Here is a 14,665-nt window from a genome sequence, read left to right as displayed (position 1 = left end):
CTAAAGATAAATTGGTTACCGCCGAAAAAACAATTACCCACAAATTTAACATTCAAATAACCTGCAAGGGATGCTCACAATGTCCTCTCCAACCTATGTCACCCAGAATGAATATCCTCTGGACGATGACACCACCTTAATGTCTACCACAGACATCCACAGCTACATTACCCACGCCAACGACACGTTTGTGCAGGTGAGCGGTTACCCGCTTGATGAGCTGACGGGCCAGCCGCACAATATGGTGCGCCACCCTGATATGCCAAAAGCCGCCTTTGCCGATATGTGGTACACCCTGCAACAGGGGGAACCGTGGAGCGGGTTTGTCAAAAATCGGCGCAAAAACGGTGACCACTACTGGGTGCGCGCGAATGCGGTGCCAATGGTGCGTCACGGGAAGGTGACGGGCTATATGTCGATCCGCACCAAAGCCACGGCGGAAGAGATAGCCACCGTGGAGCCGCTCTACCGCGCGCTGAATGACGGCAGCTGTAAGAAACGTATTCATAAAGGACTGGTGGTGGGAAAGGGCTGGCTGGGTAAACTGCCGGCCATGCCACTGCGCTGGCGGGTGCGTAGCGTAATGGCGATGCTTTTTGCCGTCCTCGCCGCCACGCTGGTCGCCACCTCCGCAGGGTGGATGCCGCTCGTTGCGGCTGCGGTGGTCATGCTGCTGGGGACGCTGCTGTTTGAGCAACAGATTGTGCGTCCGGTCGAAAACGTGGCGCGACAGGCCCTGAGGGTGGCTACCGGGGAGCGCAACAGCGTGCAGCATCTGAACCGCAGTGACGAGCTGGGGCTGACCCTGCGCGCGATAGGCCAGCTTGGGCTGATGTGCCGCTGGTTGATCAACGACGTCTCGAGCCAGGTGGTGAGCGTGCGTGACGGCAGCGACAGGCTGGCCCGGGGTAATGAAGATCTGAACGATCGTACGCGTCAGACGGTAGCGAATGTGCAGCAGACCGTCGCAACGATGAACCAGATGGCCGCGTCCGTGCAGAGCAACTCTGAAACTGCCGCCGAGGTGGATAAACTCTCCGTTGCCGCGAGCAGTGCGGCGACGAAGGGCGGCAATGCGATGCAGACCGTGGTCAAAACCATGGATGACATCGCCGACAGCACGCAGCGAATTGGCTCGATTACCTCCCTGATAAACGACATCGCTTTCCAGACCAATATCCTGGCGCTCAATGCGGCAGTTGAAGCGGCACGGGCGGGTGAGCAGGGGAAAGGGTTTGCCGTGGTCGCGGGCGAAGTCCGCCATCTCGCCAGCCGCAGCGCCAGTGCGGCTAACGATATTCGTAAACTCATCGATGCCAGCGCCAGCAAAGTGCAGTCCGGCTCCGAGCAGGTGCACGCCGCCGGCCGCACGATGGATGACATTGTCGAGCAGGTGAAAAACGTGACGCAGCTTATCGCTCAGATCAGTCACTCCACCTCCGAGCAGGCCACCGGGCTCTCAGAATTAACCCGTGCGGTGGCCGAGCTGGACAGCATCACGCAGAAAAATGCCGACCTGGTCGAGGAGAGCGCGCACATTTCTGCCATGGTGAAACACCGTGCCGGGCGTCTGAAGGATGCGGTAACCGTGCTCCATTGAGTCAGTAAAGTTCCGGAAAAGCCGTTTATTCCGTAAGGAATAAACGGCTTTTTTATGGCTGCTTGTGACTATTAATGTGCTTTATTGTTAATATAATATTAAATAACTAAAAAAAGTACCTCAGTTATTTATTCCTGCCTAAGTCAGTTTCCCATGATGCTGTTTTGCAAAACACGCTTCTGGTGGTCTGGTAACGATCGATGAGACGAAATTAATAGTCCCTGCCTATCCATTGTGATGGTTATGAAATAAAAAAACGATCAAAGTCATAAAGTTAGCGAATTCGTTACCGATAACAGCGATCGTCTGAGAAATAATCACATCGATGGAGTAAATATGTTCTTACATGACGTAAAGATCGGCACGAAATTATTTCTGGCGTTTGGGTTCTTTATTGTCCTGATGGCAATCAGCGCGAGCCTGTCTCTGCTGAGTCTGAACCGGGCAAATAATGGGATGCAATCCATTATTACCCGTGATTATCCGACCACGGTAAAAGCGAACCAGTTAATCGATAACTTCCAGGAATTTATTAGCACTCAACAGCTGATGCTGCTGGACGAGCAGGGGACTTACACGGGGCAATCTCAGCAGCACCTGAAAGAGATCAGCGAGCACATCACGGTGATCCTGGGCGAGCTGAACAACGCGTTGCAGGATGAAAAGTCTCAGCAGGTGCTGACGGATATCCGTAGCGTGCGCCAGCAGTATCTGGACTCGCGCTATCGCATCCTGCAGGCGGTGCAGAACAACAATCGTGCGGGTGCCATTCAAGAGATGATGACCACCACCCTTGCCGTGCAGCAGGCTTATAAAGCGAAAGTGAAGGAGCTGATTGCCATTCAAAACAGCGAGATGCAAAGTGCAGGCGCGCAGGTAGAAGGGGATTTCAGGTCTAACCGACTGCTGCTGATCCTCATCACCCTCTTTAGCGTCGCGGCAGGCAGCCTGATCGGCTGGTTTATCGTTCGCGCTATCACCCGTCCGCTCGGCGAGGCGGTGAATTTTGCGAAGGCCATTTCAGAGGGCGATCTGACGGGCAGCATCACGCCGCACGGCAAAGACGAAACGGGCTTACTGCTGCATGCGTTGATGGAGATGAAAAACCGTCTGCTGGACATTGTGCAGCAGGTGCAAACCGGCTCGGAGAATATCTCCAGCGCAGCCGCGCAGATCGTTGCGGGTAACCAGGATCTCGCCGCGCGCACGGAAGAGCAGGCAAGTTCCGTTGAACAGACAGCAGCCTCGATGGAGCAGATCACCGCGACGGTGAAAAACACCGCCTCGCACACTGGCGAAGCGACCAACCTCTCGGCAGATGCTGCCACGGTGGTCAAAAACAACGGTGAGATGATGAAGCAGGTGACCAGCAAAATGCGCCTGATTAACGAGACGTCGAACCGGATGTCCGACATTATCGACCTGATCGACGCCATTGCTTTCCAGACCAACATTCTGGCGCTGAACGCGGCCGTGGAAGCAGCGCGCGCCGGTGAGCACGGTCGTGGCTTTGCGGTGGTGGCCGGTGAGGTGCGCCAGCTTGCCCAGAAGAGCGCGTCGTCGGCCAGCGAAATCCGTGAGCTTATTGAGAGCTCCACCAGTCAGACCCAGGACGGAATGAACCTGGTGGAAAAAGCGAGCGCGCTGATCAACGGGATGGTGGGCAACGTGGAAGAGATGGACGTCATCCTGCGTGAGATCCGCCAGGCCAGCCATGAGCAGACGGAAGGGATCTCGCAGATTAACAGCGCGATTGGCCTGATTGATGCCACCACCCAGCAGAACTCCGCGCTGGTGGAGGAGTCCGTCGCCGCGGCGGCATCGCTTAACGAACAGGCGATGCACCTGAAAGAGCTGGTACGCGTCTTCCGCGTGAGCGAACACGCTCCGGCTTAATCCAGCTGGGAGATCTCGAGCGCCGCGCGGTCAATGACGCCGATAATCTGCTTAAGCTGCGCGTCGCTGAGCTCTCCCTGATTCACCTTCAGGTCTAACACCGCTTTAAAGTTATCCAGCGCCCGCTTCATCTGCGGGTTTTTGCGCAGCTGGAAGCCGACAGAACGCGCTTTGATGCGTGCCTGTATGTGCTCAAGCTGTTCCTGGTTCTCATCCAGCCACTGCTGGCCCGTCACGGTAATCGCAATTCGCTTTCTGCCGTTCTCTTCTTCCGTAATGGTGATAAAGGTCTGATCCTGCAGATAATCCAGCGTCGGGTAGATCACCCCAGGGCTCGGGGTGTAATTACCCTGGGTCAGGTTCTCAATCTCTTTGATCAGCTCATAGCCGTGGCTCGCATTGCGGGTCAGGATATCCAGAATCACCAGCCGCAGATCGCCGTGGCCGAAAAAGCGCGGTCGGCGTCCGCCGCCATCATGTTCGTGTCGCATAGTAATTCCTTCAATTTGATATATCTAAACTATATCTAAGATATATTCAGATGCAATCTAAAAGATCTTGCTTTTTTACTGATTAGTAATCATTATCATTTAAAAATTAATTTAGATATATCGTATTCATCAGAGAAGGGGCTAAAAATGGCATCTACCCGTTACCCACAGCGTGTTCGTAACGACCTGCGTTTTCGCGAGCTGACGGTGCTCCGCGTGGAACGCGTGAGCGCGGGTTTCCAGCGCGTTGTATTAGGTGGCGAGGCGCTGGAGGGGTTTAGCTCCCGCGGCTTCGACGACCACACCAAAGTCTTTTTCCCGGCACCGGGGGCGGTGTTTGTGCCGCCCGTGGTGACTGATGAAGGCATCGACTGGGGCGACGGCGTGCGTCCGCAGACGCGCGACTATACGCCGCTGTATGATGAGTCTCGCCATGAACTGGTGCTCGATTTCTTCATTCATGACGGCGGCATTGCCAGCAACTGGGCGGTTGAGGCGAAAGCGGGGGACACGTTGACCATTGGTGGGCCGCGCGGTTCGCTGGTGGTGCCGGAAGATTACGCCTGGCAACTGTACGTGTGTGATGAATCCGGCATGCCTGCGCTACGTCGACGCTTAGAGAGTCTTGCTAAACTGCCGGTTCGCCCGGAAATTCACGCGGTAGTGACGGTCGGGAACGACGCATATAAGGACTATCTGGCGCACCTGAGCGACGTCGACATCACCTGGGTAGTGGGCCACAGCGAGCAGGCGGTGGCGGATCGTCTGGCGGCGTTGACCGTTCCGGCGGAAGAGTACTTTATCTGGCTGACCGGGGAAGGAAAGGTAGTAAAAAGCCTGAGCCGTCAGTTTGACACTGACGCGATTGATCAACAGTTGGTGCGTGCCAGCGCCTACTGGCACGCTAAATAATCAGGCTGCTGAATCCATCTGCGCTTCGTTCACCTGGTGTTCGAGCGAGGCGCGAACCTCGTGCAGGGCTTTCTCCTGCTGAGCAAAGTACGCCTCCATATTGCTCAGCGACGACACCAGCAGCCAGGACTCTTCTTTCTCCAGCTCCGCCAGCTCGTTCACTAAGGTGTCGATTTGCTCGCGTACCTGCGCCATTTTTTTGCGGATACGTTCCAGATCGTTCAGCCTGTCGCTGGCCATCAGCGGCTCGAAGCCCTGCTGCAGGCGGGCGACCAGCGAGCGAATAGCCTTGACGTCGCCACGCTGTTTGGCCTGGTTGAGCTGCACCATCATCGCGTTGGCTTCCTCTTTCAGGTCGTCCGCCACCAGGTCCGGATGACAGAGTTTGCTCGCCTGCCGCCAGAGACGCTTGAGTTCGTTCTGATCTTCTTCAGAGAGGAGCTTCCCTTTGCGCAGCCGCATTTCGACATCGTGATGTTGCTCGCGATACTTCTCGTACTCTTCGTTGGCTTCGTCACGCGCCTGGCGAGCAGGCTCCTCTTCGCGCGTTAAGCCGCTCTCCAGCTCCAGCGCCTCGGCCAGCAAATTAGCAATCAGATTGCTTTGCTGCTCCAGATGCTTACGCGCCTCAGCGGCCTGGACGGAGTCGGCCGGGAGATCGCGCCAGCGCTGGGTGAGCGTCGCCAGCACCTCCACCGCCTGCGCCATATAGCGCTGGCAGCGACGGTAATCTTCCTCGCGACGACGCGCTTCCGCCTGCTGACGACGCAGGTTGAGCTCTGCCAGCGTTTTACGCAGGGCGAGGATCTGCTGCATCAGCGGGCCGAGACGGGAGAAATAGAGATCGTTGAACTCATCAAGCTGCTGCACCCGGGCGTTGCGGCGGTCAATCAGATCACGCAGACGCTCTTCCAGCGCCTTCAGCTCCAGCTTGCTGGCTGCCACTTGCGGGTCGCGCCACGGGGTGATGGCGCGCTGGCCCTGCAGCCAGGCGGTAATGGCCCTGATGGCGGCGGTGTAGTTCTTCTGCTCAAGCGCCACGACGATTGCCTGTAGCTCATCGTCAAACGCTTCATTCTTCAGCCGTGTCAGCTGGCTCTGGATGATGTCGTCATCTTCCAGTTCAATGGCATTTTTAATGATTTCTAGCCGTTTGATCGGTGTGCTCATGATGCCTTTCGCTTTGGCGCTTAAGTATTTGAGTTAAGGGTAGTTGTGGGCAACGCTACAGGAAATAATACACACGGATGATGATCGGCGCGATGGGGGATTTCTTTAGTTTTGCAGTTTGTGAGTAAAGGAACTGGAGGGTTTGAGTTTACGGTTCCCGCTCTGCCAGTGTTACCACGCTTGAAGAGTGAGCCAACATTGGCGATTCGTTGTTCAAAGAGTATTAATAAACTCCTCAAAATCCAACGGCACGCGCATTTTTATTACACTAAACCTAAATTTATTTTTTTTAGTTGACCTTTATATCTATGAGTGATTTGTTAATAGCATTCAGGGATGTTAATGCCTCGGGGTGTCTCTCTGAAAAATAAGCAAGGATATATATAAAGGTAACGGTATGCGATTTTTAAAATATATAATTATTCCAGCAATAGTGAGTCTTTCTGGCTGCAGTACTTTCTTTCCTGAGCCGAAAATGTACACGCCACCGCCGAGTAGCGAGGATGTCGCTAAGCTTCGTCTCATTGGGCCGCCGATGAGTTATGGCATCTATCAGTATGATAAATCTGGTAAAGAAACAGGTGGGTGGGTACTTAAGCACAATCGTTATTTGAACCCTTTCCTTGGGTCGACGAAAGATATTGGTCTCCCTAAAGTCACGGGGAAGAAATACGATAAAGACTATTTCGAAACGTTGATTGTGCCAGATGAAAAAACCACTATCCAGCACGCTTTATATCAGGGATGTAATGTATCGCTGACTTTCACGCCAGAAAAGAAAAAGATCTACGAAGGGCATATTAGCTATAGCGATAAAACGGGATATTGCGTGCTTTATATGAAAGAAGTCGCGCTTGATACCGTCAATGGCATTTATGTTGAAAAGGATTTTGTACAGTGAAAGCCATTAACTTTTTAGGTGTGGCGTTAGCCTGTCTCCTGAGCGCCTCATGTGCATCGAACTACGACGGAACCAAGGCGACAAGCCTGGCTCAGTATTCGGAAAAAGAGATAAAGCAGAAGCTGATCCCAGAGGTCACGACCCGCAAAGATGTGCTGATTGCTTTTGGCGTACCAGCAAATACGGCTGACTACAATAATACGCGCCACTGGGAGTATACGTCGCAGATCATCGATCGTCGTATCTATCTCATCATTCCTCTTAATCTGGATCGCAAGCAGCACCTGTCCGTCGATTTTTCTGACAAAGGAATTCTGACTTCTTACAACTACATCGAAAAATAGCGTTTAAAATCAACCAAAAGGCTGGCGAATCTCGTCAGCCTTGAATTTAGTATATTCAGCTAACCTCGCTATAGATCCCCACCACGCGTCCCACCGTTTTTATCTCGTCGATACCGCATTCAAAGGGAACCTTACCGCCCGCCACGTGAAGTTTTTTCCCCGGCAGCAGCGTCAGATCGCGGATGCTGGCGGTGCCTTCAATCTCAACCAGCCACAGGCCGTCGGTTAACGACGCCTCTTTTTCGATAAAGTGCAGCTTCCCCTCTGCCCGGACGGCGATGCCGCGCGTCAGCGGTTTGCTAAAGAAAGCAACATCGATACTCAAAATGGAATTTTCTTCCAGTCTCCCATCACTGAGTGTGAATGTCGAAACCGAAACGGGATCGCCCGGGGCGGGGTTTCCTGCAAACTGCGCACCCTGGCCGGTCATCAGCCAGCGAAGGCTGGCGCCGGTGTCCAGCGCACACTGAACCGCAAAGTCGTAAGAGATGGTACCGCGTGCGTAGCGGTTCTGAAGCGAACTGGCGGCGATATTAAAGTGGCGTGCCAGCTGAATTTTCTGCGTGAAACCATATACCTGACAGATTCTATCGAGTAACTCTTCATTATTCACTTGAGAATCTAAGATCAAAATATATTCCTTTGAGTGTTTACTAATACTCATTTGGGTATTAATATCATTGCAAATTCGAGCAATCAGCAGCAGACGTTGGCAAACAGAGACTATTGATTGCAGACATTATCAAAATGGGAATCATGCAGCATGGCATCTGAAATCGCAATCATCAAACGGCGGAAAAAACCGTGCTCTGCCCGTTTTCAGCGCACTGGCGTGCGTGAATTTACGCGAGGGGAGATATGGCGATAGAGGCTGCCCGTGCAAGCGTTCCACTCAGCGTGGGGGCTCGTCTTAACGGGCTTAACCACATCGCAGAACTGCGTGCCCGATACGGGAACGATAGCGGAAAAGAGCTGGCACGGTTTATGGCAGAGATGCGCGATAAGCGCGATCCCTGTTTTGAGGAGAATGGCAGGGCGCTGGCCGCCATCTTTTTCCTGGCGAGATTACCCGTCGCCCGTCATGAGTGCGATATCAGTGAGCTGACGACAGAGGAGAAAAAGGCGCTGATTAATGCCATGAACCATTTTCGTGCTGTCGTGAGTTTATTTCCTGAACGGCTGACCATGCCGATATAACCCAACCACAAACCTAATGGCGTAAACCCGCCGGGCATTCTATTGCCTGAATTTAAGGAGAACGCGTGATGCGAAACAGTGAAAACCGCCCTTATCCGACCGGAAGTGAGGAACTGAAACGCCTGCTGGCGGAGGCAAAAACAGAGGAACGCTGCGCGCGAGCCCTCGCGGTCTCCCTGCGCCTGGAGGCGCTGGCAAGCCATATCTATAAAACCGGCATGAGCGGAGAAGACGTTGCCGAACTGCTGTGCCACGAGGCGGCCCGCTACGAACGTGAATCCCAGGAGCTGCACTGATGGCCGATTTTATCGATCTTGCGCAAGCGCGCGAGCAGGAAGACAGAGAGCGGCACATTAATAGCGCCCGCAGACGGCCCGCAACGCCTTCGCGTTTTCTGTGCGAGGACTGCGAGGCGCCGATACCCGAGGCGCGCCGAATGGCTGTGCCCGGCGTGGCCTTGTGCATCACCTGCCAGGAGATTGCGGAGATGAAAAATAAACACGTCCGGGGAGGATAAGTTGGCTACGTCATTTGCGTATCCGTGGAACGCTTCACGGTCGGCCATTGCCAGCCCTTACCTTTCCCATGCCCAGCAGCAGCGCCGCGATCGTTTTTTCGCGGCGCTACGGGAGGCAAGGATTGCCCTCTGCCTGCAACCTGACTGCGTGCGTTTCGACGTCTGGCGCTCGGTGGATGACCTCGAACAGCGTCAGGGCAGCCCGCAGGCCAATGCCTTTTTGGTCCGCTTCTGCAGCAGGATGTTACCCCGTTTGCGGCTGGTCTCTGAACGCTATGCCTGCGCAGGCCTGCATGACATGGTCTCCAGGGCCGTGTTTGACGGCCATTTCGACACTCCGCTTCAGCAATATCTTGCCTCCCGCATGGTTGATCTGGTTGCACGCTTTAACCGACTTGCGGATATGTCCCGCGCGGATATCGACCTGCTGGCCGCAGATATCGCCAGCTTTATTCGCGGTGAGCTGGCGAATATAAATGATGCTGACCTGGGTGAATACCAGACGCTTTACGTCTGGTATCAGCGCGCCGGCCTGATCGCCCGACAGTTCAAGGTGTCACCTCCACACTGGGAACGGGTGTCGAAGACGTTTTTCAACAAAGACGATGTTGCCGCAGCGGTGATCCGCCTGTTTTCAGAGACGTGGTGGCGCGGGCGATTGCGTCGGATTGCGTCTGCCTGGCGCGAGCATTTACAGATTGCCCTTGGCAACGTCAGCAAAACGAGAACGGCGTATGCGAGCAAGCGCTGCGTGACCGAATGGCGCGAGCAGAAGCGCCGCACCCGTGAATTTCTTAAGGGCATGGAACTCGAAGATGAAGAGGGCAACCGCATCAGCCTGATCGAAAAAATCGATACCTCGGTCGCTAACCCGGCGATACGTCGCTGTGAACTGATGACCCGCATTCGCGGGTTTGAAAATATCTGCCAGGCACTGGGCTATGTGGGCGAGTTCTATACCTTAACCGCGCCTTCGGCATATCACGCGACGGTGAAATCAGGCTACCCCAACGCGAAGTGGAACGGGGCCAGCCCGGCGGATACGCAAAGCTACTTCACCCGTCTGTGGGCGCGCATCCGCGCAAAGCTGCACCGTGAGGGGCGCCGAATTTTTGGTATCCGCGTTGCGGAACCTCATCACGACGGCACGCCTCACTGGCACATGCTGATGTTTATGCTGCCGGAAGATGTCGGGCACGTTCGCCAAATTATGAATGATTATGCCTGCCAGGAAGAGGCCACAGAACTGTGTAGCGAAAGTGCCAGAAAGGCACGTTTTCACGCGGAGGCGATCGATCCCCTGAAGGGCAGCGCGACCGGCTATGTTGCCAAATACATCTCAAAGAATATCGACGGCTTTGCGCTCGATGGTGAGACCGATTATGAAAGCGGTGGGCTGTTGAAGGAGACGGCTTCTGCTGTTTCAGCCTGGGCGGGACGCTGGCACATTCGCCAGTTTCAGTTTATCGGCGGGGCGCCGGTCACTGTCTATCGCGAGCTGCGCCGTCTGGCTGATAACGAGGCCGTGCGCGGTTTGAGCGTGGAGTTTGCCGCCGTCCATGAAGCTGCCGACGCTGGGGACTGGGCGGGTTACGTCACCGCGCAGGGCGGGCCATTTGTCCGTCGCGATGATTTACAGGTACGCACGCTGTATGCGCCGCGCGTCGGGTTTAACCAGTACGGCGAGGAAACGGTCTGCATCCGCGGCGTGTACGACTCCGCCGTCGGCGCGGGCAGCCCGATTTTAACCCGGCTCATGCAGTGGAAAATTGTGCCGAAGCGGACCGTGGATAATCGGGATGTTCCCGTGCTCTCTCGGAGTTCTGTCAATAACTGTACGGTGAACGATCTCTCACAGCCCCTTAACCGGCGTGCGAGACGGGCATTAACCGAACGCATCAAACGCGTTCGGCCCGGCGCGAGAACCCCCGTTGTCTATGAGCGGGATCCACAGAACGGGATACCTGAGAGGGTGATTGACGAGATACGCCTCGCCACCGGGATCGTCATTAGCCGTGCCGAGGCGCTGCATCTTATGGCGGGCGGCGTCAGCCGCTTTCACACCAAATGGTGTCGAGGCGCAGCTGACGGAGCGCTATTTCCGGCAGCGTGTGCTTATCAGGAAAATAGGCGGAAAATCCTTGAACGTATTGGGCATTTAACGGATCTGTTAACCCAGCGAGCATGCTAATCTCCATCGATATCATGTACATACCGTAAAGTGTTCTGATTTTTCGCTTCACTCTTTTTATGAATACGAGATACTGTATGTTTATACAGTATCTCGTGGTGGAGGTTGTGTGGACAGAGAGTTGAACGAGCAAGTCATGATTGAACGAGTCGAGATGATTGCGCGACTGACGACAGAAGGCACATGTCAGGAAAGAGATCGTGAAATTGCCCTGAATTTAATTGCTGAGATTGCGCGGGGAAATTTAATCAAGAACAACGCGTTCACCGTTGTTTTCTCGGCATCGCCTGTTCCGGAACGAATCAAAAAAGAGAGCAATGTTCGGGTGAACATCACGCTCGATAAAGATCAGCTGATTGGCCAGTCCATCGTCGAGGCATTTCAGTGTGAATTGACCCGCAGGATAGGCGCCTTGTTTCCCTCATCGCGGGTAACCGTGAAAATAGGGTCGGTAACGGGGGTTGAGCTCCAGGGGCTTGAAAGGGAGGCCGATCGCGAGGCGCTGGATTCTATTCTCCGGGAAGTCTGGGAAGATGAAAGCTGGCGCTAGCCCTGCGTCATTACCCGGAACGAACACTTCATTCAGATTTTGCGTTTCCCTTAAACCGCGCATTGTTGCTCGCGGACGGTCTGTTGTGTCCGGGATTGCCCATCTCTCATCGATAGCGAAAAAGCCGCTGGCCCAGGAAACTCTACAGTACCTGGAAAACCGGATGTTGGGAGCGTCTGATGAAGATCTATGCAATGCAGGGGGACACGCTTGATGCCATTTGCGCCCGTTTTTATGGGCGCACGGCAGGCGTCGTTGAAGCCGTTCTGAAGGCCAATTCTGGCCTCGCCGAATCAGGCGTTATCTTGCCTCATGGCACGCCGGTAGAGATGCCGGAGGTTTGACCTGCTCCCCGTTGATTAGTACACCCCGATGTTAGTAATGTCTTCATAAGCCACATGAGGACATCCCCATGAAGAAGCGTTTTTCCGACGAACAGATCATCAGTATTCTCCGCGAAGCCGAAGCTGGGGTACCCGCCCGTGAACTCTGCCGCAAGCATGCCATTTCCGATGCCACGTTTTACACCTGGCGTAAGAAGTATGGCGGTATGGAGGTGCCTGAAGTTAAGCGCCTGAAGTCGCTTGAGGAAGAGAACGCCAGACTCAAGAAGCTGCTTGCCGAAGCCATGCTGGATAAAGAGGCGCTTCAGGTGGCTCTTGGGCGAAAGTACTGACGACAGACCAGAAGCGGGAAGCCGTGATGTTGATGTGTGATGCGACCGGTCTGTCGCAACGTCGTGCCTGCAGGCTTACAGGTTTATCCCTGTCGACCTGCCGCTATGAGGCTCACCGTCCGGCTGCTGATGCGCATTTATCAGGGCGCATCACTGAGCTGGCACTGGAGCGCAGGCGTTTTGGCTACCGTCGTATTTGGCAGTTGCTGCGCCGTGAAGGGCTTCATGTTAATCATAAGCGCGTGTACCGGCTTTATCACCTCAGTGGCCTGGGCGTAAAACGCAGAAGACGTCGTAAAGGGCTGGCAACAGAACGTCTGCCGCTGCTCCGTCCGGCGGCGCCCAATCTGACCTGGTCGATGGATTTCGTCATGGACGCACTTTCCACCGGTCGCAGGATCAAGTGTCTTACCTGCGTCGATGATTTCACAAAGGAATGCCTGACGGTCACTGTTGCCTTTGGGATTTCAGGCGTTCAGGTCACGCGTATTCTGGACAGCATTGCACTGTTTCGAGGCTATCCGGCGACGATAAGAACTGACCAGGGGCCGGAGTTCACTTGCCGTGCACTGGATCAATGGGCCTTTGAGCATGGTGTTGAGTTGCGCTTAATCCAGCCGGGCAAGCCAACGCAGAACGGATTTATTGAGAGCTTTAACGGACGATTTCGCGATGAATGTTTGAATGAGCACTGGTTCAGCGATATCGTTCATGCCAGGAAAATTATTAATGACTGGCGGCAGGATTATAACGAATGCCGCCCGCACTCCACGCTGAATTATCAGACACCGTCTGAATTTGCAGCGGGCTGGAGAAAGGGTCATTCTGAGAATGAAGATTCCGACGTTACTAACTGAGTGTTGTATCTAATCGTGGGGGCAGGTCACTCTTGGCTCACGTGCATAGCCATCAACACTATCCATGCCAATTTTTTGATAGTGCAACCGCAAGTAGTAACTCCAACAAAAAAAGACTCTTGCCGCTTGAACTAATTCTTTATCACCAAACTTATCGTAATAGGCCATCACCGAACACATAAAGAGATTTTTGATATACATGTCCCCCTTGCGTGAACTGCCAGTATAACGGGTATGTTTTTTTAAGAAATCGCCAAGCTTCGCATTTTCACCCTCAAACAAGGTGTGATGCAGGGATTTATAGTGCTGGATATATTCAAAAAAACGCTTCCCGTTAATCATCACCTGATTAACTTGAAACGGATAATTTTTGCTTTGTTTATCCCACTTCCTGGTAAGGTCATTATTGTAATGCTCAATAGCGAAATCCAAGGCAAGCATAGGCTGTACATATTGGTAATCAGTGGTGGACAGGTTAACGCCTTTGAACACCTCAAGATTATGGCGGCTAAACTGAACGCCATAATCACCATCAAGCCATCGGCGCAGTCGGAATAAAAACTCGCCCATAATGATGTGCAGGCTAGCAGATTCATCATCCGGACTGATACTTTGCTCCCAGAGACTAACGTGGTGTAGTCGTTCCGCTGGCTCTGTGGCGTTCATCATTTCGCGCAAATGGTATGCCTTTAGCAAGTCATGGGGCGCGAGGGCCTTGCCCCTAGCATTTTGTGAGTCGAAAAACTGAAAGGCTTCGCTCAAATCATCGAGCGTCACTTCGATCAGTTCACACTTATTACACACGAAGTGAAGTAGTGATTTGCGCTCGTTATCATTTAGTCCCACAAGGCGGTTCTCAATGACTTTGGCATTGTGCTCAAGGTTGTTAATGCTAACGCTTGAAGTAAAAGATTGTTCCAACAGGGGCGTTGATAACTCACCACTCTGATCGAGCACTGAGCAAAGCAAGGTTAAGGTCAGAAGGCGCTGCTGACCATCAACAATATCGAGCTCACCTGCATAAGCTGGCTTTAATTTATCCCTGTGCAACACCACAGTCCCAAGGCGGTAGCTCTGTTTATTTTGGTGGGTTAACACATCATCAATTAGTTGATTGACGTGCTTTTGTTGCCATTTGTAGGGGCGCTGGTATGACGGAATAGCGAGGCTCTGCTCTAGTAGCATCCCGATTTTTTTTACCTGATAGGATACCGTTCCCATGACTACGATGCCTGCTCAACGATTGCATCTGCCGGTTGGAGTTGGATATTATGGCTGGTTCCCTGACGAGTTTTTCGCGTATCTCTGAGGATCATTAGCTCATTTCCTTTTTGTTGTAGTCGGATTCAAGTCCGAAGATAAA

The 14,665-nt window shown here is 53.6% G+C and carries 16 protein-coding genes; 12 read left to right on the top strand and 4 right to left on the bottom strand.

Translation table 11 applies throughout. The annotated features are described in order from the left end of the window. Nucleotides 1-79 precede the first annotated feature (79 nt). Complete coding sequence (locus L3068_RS19770; protein ID WP_117581432.1) at nt 80-1,600, top strand: methyl-accepting chemotaxis protein; 1,521 nt, start codon at nt 80-82, stop codon at nt 1,598-1,600. 336 nt (nt 1,601-1,936) lie between these two features. Further along, nucleotides 1,937-3,496, top strand: a complete 1,560-nt coding sequence (locus L3068_RS19765) for a methyl-accepting chemotaxis protein (RefSeq protein ID WP_117581430.1) — start codon at nt 1,937-1,939, stop codon at nt 3,494-3,496. On the opposite strand, the gene L3068_RS19760 is transcribed toward L3068_RS19765, so the two are convergent. After that, the gene (locus L3068_RS19760; RefSeq protein WP_014885300.1) at nt 3,493-3,987 is read right to left on the bottom strand and encodes a PadR family transcriptional regulator; all 495 of its coding nucleotides are present in this window, start codon (nt 3,985-3,987) and stop codon (nt 3,493-3,495) included. The two genes, L3068_RS19765 and L3068_RS19760, sit on opposite strands and share 4 nt — an antisense overlap. 147 nt (nt 3,988-4,134) lie before the next feature. Between L3068_RS19760 and L3068_RS19755 the strand changes: the two genes are divergently transcribed. Beyond that, nucleotides 4,135-4,899, top strand: a complete 765-nt coding sequence (locus L3068_RS19755; protein ID WP_023331344.1) for a siderophore-interacting protein — start codon at nt 4,135-4,137, stop codon at nt 4,897-4,899. On the opposite strand, the gene L3068_RS19750 is transcribed toward L3068_RS19755, so the two are convergent. Further along, nucleotides 4,900-6,069, bottom strand: a complete 1,170-nt coding sequence (locus L3068_RS19750; protein WP_014885298.1) for a coiled-coil domain-containing protein — start codon at nt 6,067-6,069, stop codon at nt 4,900-4,902. It abuts the gene before it with no gap. A gap of 397 nt (nt 6,070-6,466) precedes the next feature. Between L3068_RS19750 and L3068_RS19745 the strand changes: the two genes are divergently transcribed. Then, nucleotides 6,467-6,970 carry a hypothetical protein gene (locus tag L3068_RS19745; protein WP_080347321.1) on the top strand — a complete coding sequence of 168 codons (504 nt, stop codon included), beginning with the start codon at nt 6,467-6,469 and terminating at the stop codon, nt 6,968-6,970. After that, the gene (locus L3068_RS19740) at nt 6,967-7,314 is read left to right on the top strand and encodes a hypothetical protein (protein WP_048028933.1); all 348 of its coding nucleotides are present in this window, start codon (nt 6,967-6,969) and stop codon (nt 7,312-7,314) included. The genes L3068_RS19745 and L3068_RS19740 overlap by 4 nt, the downstream gene beginning before the upstream one ends. A gap of 55 nt (nt 7,315-7,369) precedes the next feature. Here the strand turns inward: L3068_RS19740 and L3068_RS19735 are convergent, their stop codons facing one another. Beyond that, a complete protein-coding gene (locus tag L3068_RS19735) occupies nt 7,370-7,945 on the bottom strand; it encodes a phage repressor protein CI (RefSeq protein WP_117581428.1) in 576 nt (191 codons plus the stop codon). Between the two features lie 227 nt (nt 7,946-8,172). On the opposite strand from L3068_RS19735, the gene L3068_RS19730 reads away from it, so the two are divergent. From L3068_RS19730 to L3068_RS19700, 7 genes are all read left to right on the top strand, one after another. Continuing rightward, complete coding sequence (locus L3068_RS19730; RefSeq protein WP_032635496.1) at nt 8,173-8,511, top strand: DUF5347 domain-containing protein; 339 nt, start codon at nt 8,173-8,175, stop codon at nt 8,509-8,511. A gap of 68 nt (nt 8,512-8,579) precedes the next feature. Further along, nucleotides 8,580-8,807, top strand: a complete 228-nt coding sequence (locus L3068_RS19725) for a DUF2732 family protein (RefSeq protein ID WP_029741400.1) — start codon at nt 8,580-8,582, stop codon at nt 8,805-8,807. Continuing rightward, on the top strand, nt 8,807-9,028 hold the full coding sequence (locus L3068_RS19720) for a TraR/DksA family transcriptional regulator (RefSeq protein WP_117581426.1): 222 nt from the start codon (nt 8,807-8,809) through the stop codon (nt 9,026-9,028). The genes L3068_RS19725 and L3068_RS19720 overlap by 1 nt, the downstream gene beginning before the upstream one ends. A gap of 1 nt (nt 9,029) precedes the next feature. Next, nucleotides 9,030-11,219: a replication endonuclease gene (locus L3068_RS19715; protein ID WP_117581424.1), complete on the top strand. Its 2,190-nt coding sequence runs from the start codon at nt 9,030-9,032 to the stop codon at nt 11,217-11,219. A 109-nt stretch (nt 11,220-11,328) separates the two neighbouring features. After that, nucleotides 11,329-11,769 carry a DinI-like family protein gene (locus L3068_RS19710; protein ID WP_032635502.1) on the top strand — a complete coding sequence of 147 codons (441 nt, stop codon included), beginning with the start codon at nt 11,329-11,331 and terminating at the stop codon, nt 11,767-11,769. 179 nt (nt 11,770-11,948) lie between these two features. Further along, a complete protein-coding gene (locus L3068_RS19705) occupies nt 11,949-12,113 on the top strand; it encodes a tail protein X (protein WP_214602837.1) in 165 nt (54 codons plus the stop codon). Between the two features lie 68 nt (nt 12,114-12,181). Continuing rightward, nucleotides 12,182-13,302, top strand: a protein-coding gene (locus L3068_RS19700; protein WP_087451024.1) for an IS3-like element ISSen4 family transposase whose coding sequence is annotated in 2 segments (ribosomal slippage) — nt 12,182-12,440 and nt 12,440-13,302 — 1,122 coding nt in all. Because the reading frame shifts where the segments join, the coding sequence is not laid out codon by codon here. 9 nt (nt 13,303-13,311) lie between these two features. Here the strand turns inward: L3068_RS19700 and L3068_RS19695 are convergent. Next, nucleotides 13,312-14,523 (bottom strand): DUF262 domain-containing protein, encoded by a 1,212-nt coding sequence (locus tag L3068_RS19695; protein WP_214602927.1) that lies wholly within the window; start codon nt 14,521-14,523, stop codon nt 13,312-13,314. Between the last annotated feature and the right edge of the window lie 142 nt (nt 14,524-14,665).

Origin of the sequence: Enterobacter cloacae complex sp. ECL414, assembly GCF_021869685.1 — a bacterium.
Taxonomy (GTDB): domain Bacteria; phylum Pseudomonadota; class Gammaproteobacteria; order Enterobacterales; family Enterobacteriaceae; genus Enterobacter; species Enterobacter kobei.
This window is presented reverse-complemented; position numbering and strand designations above follow the sequence as displayed.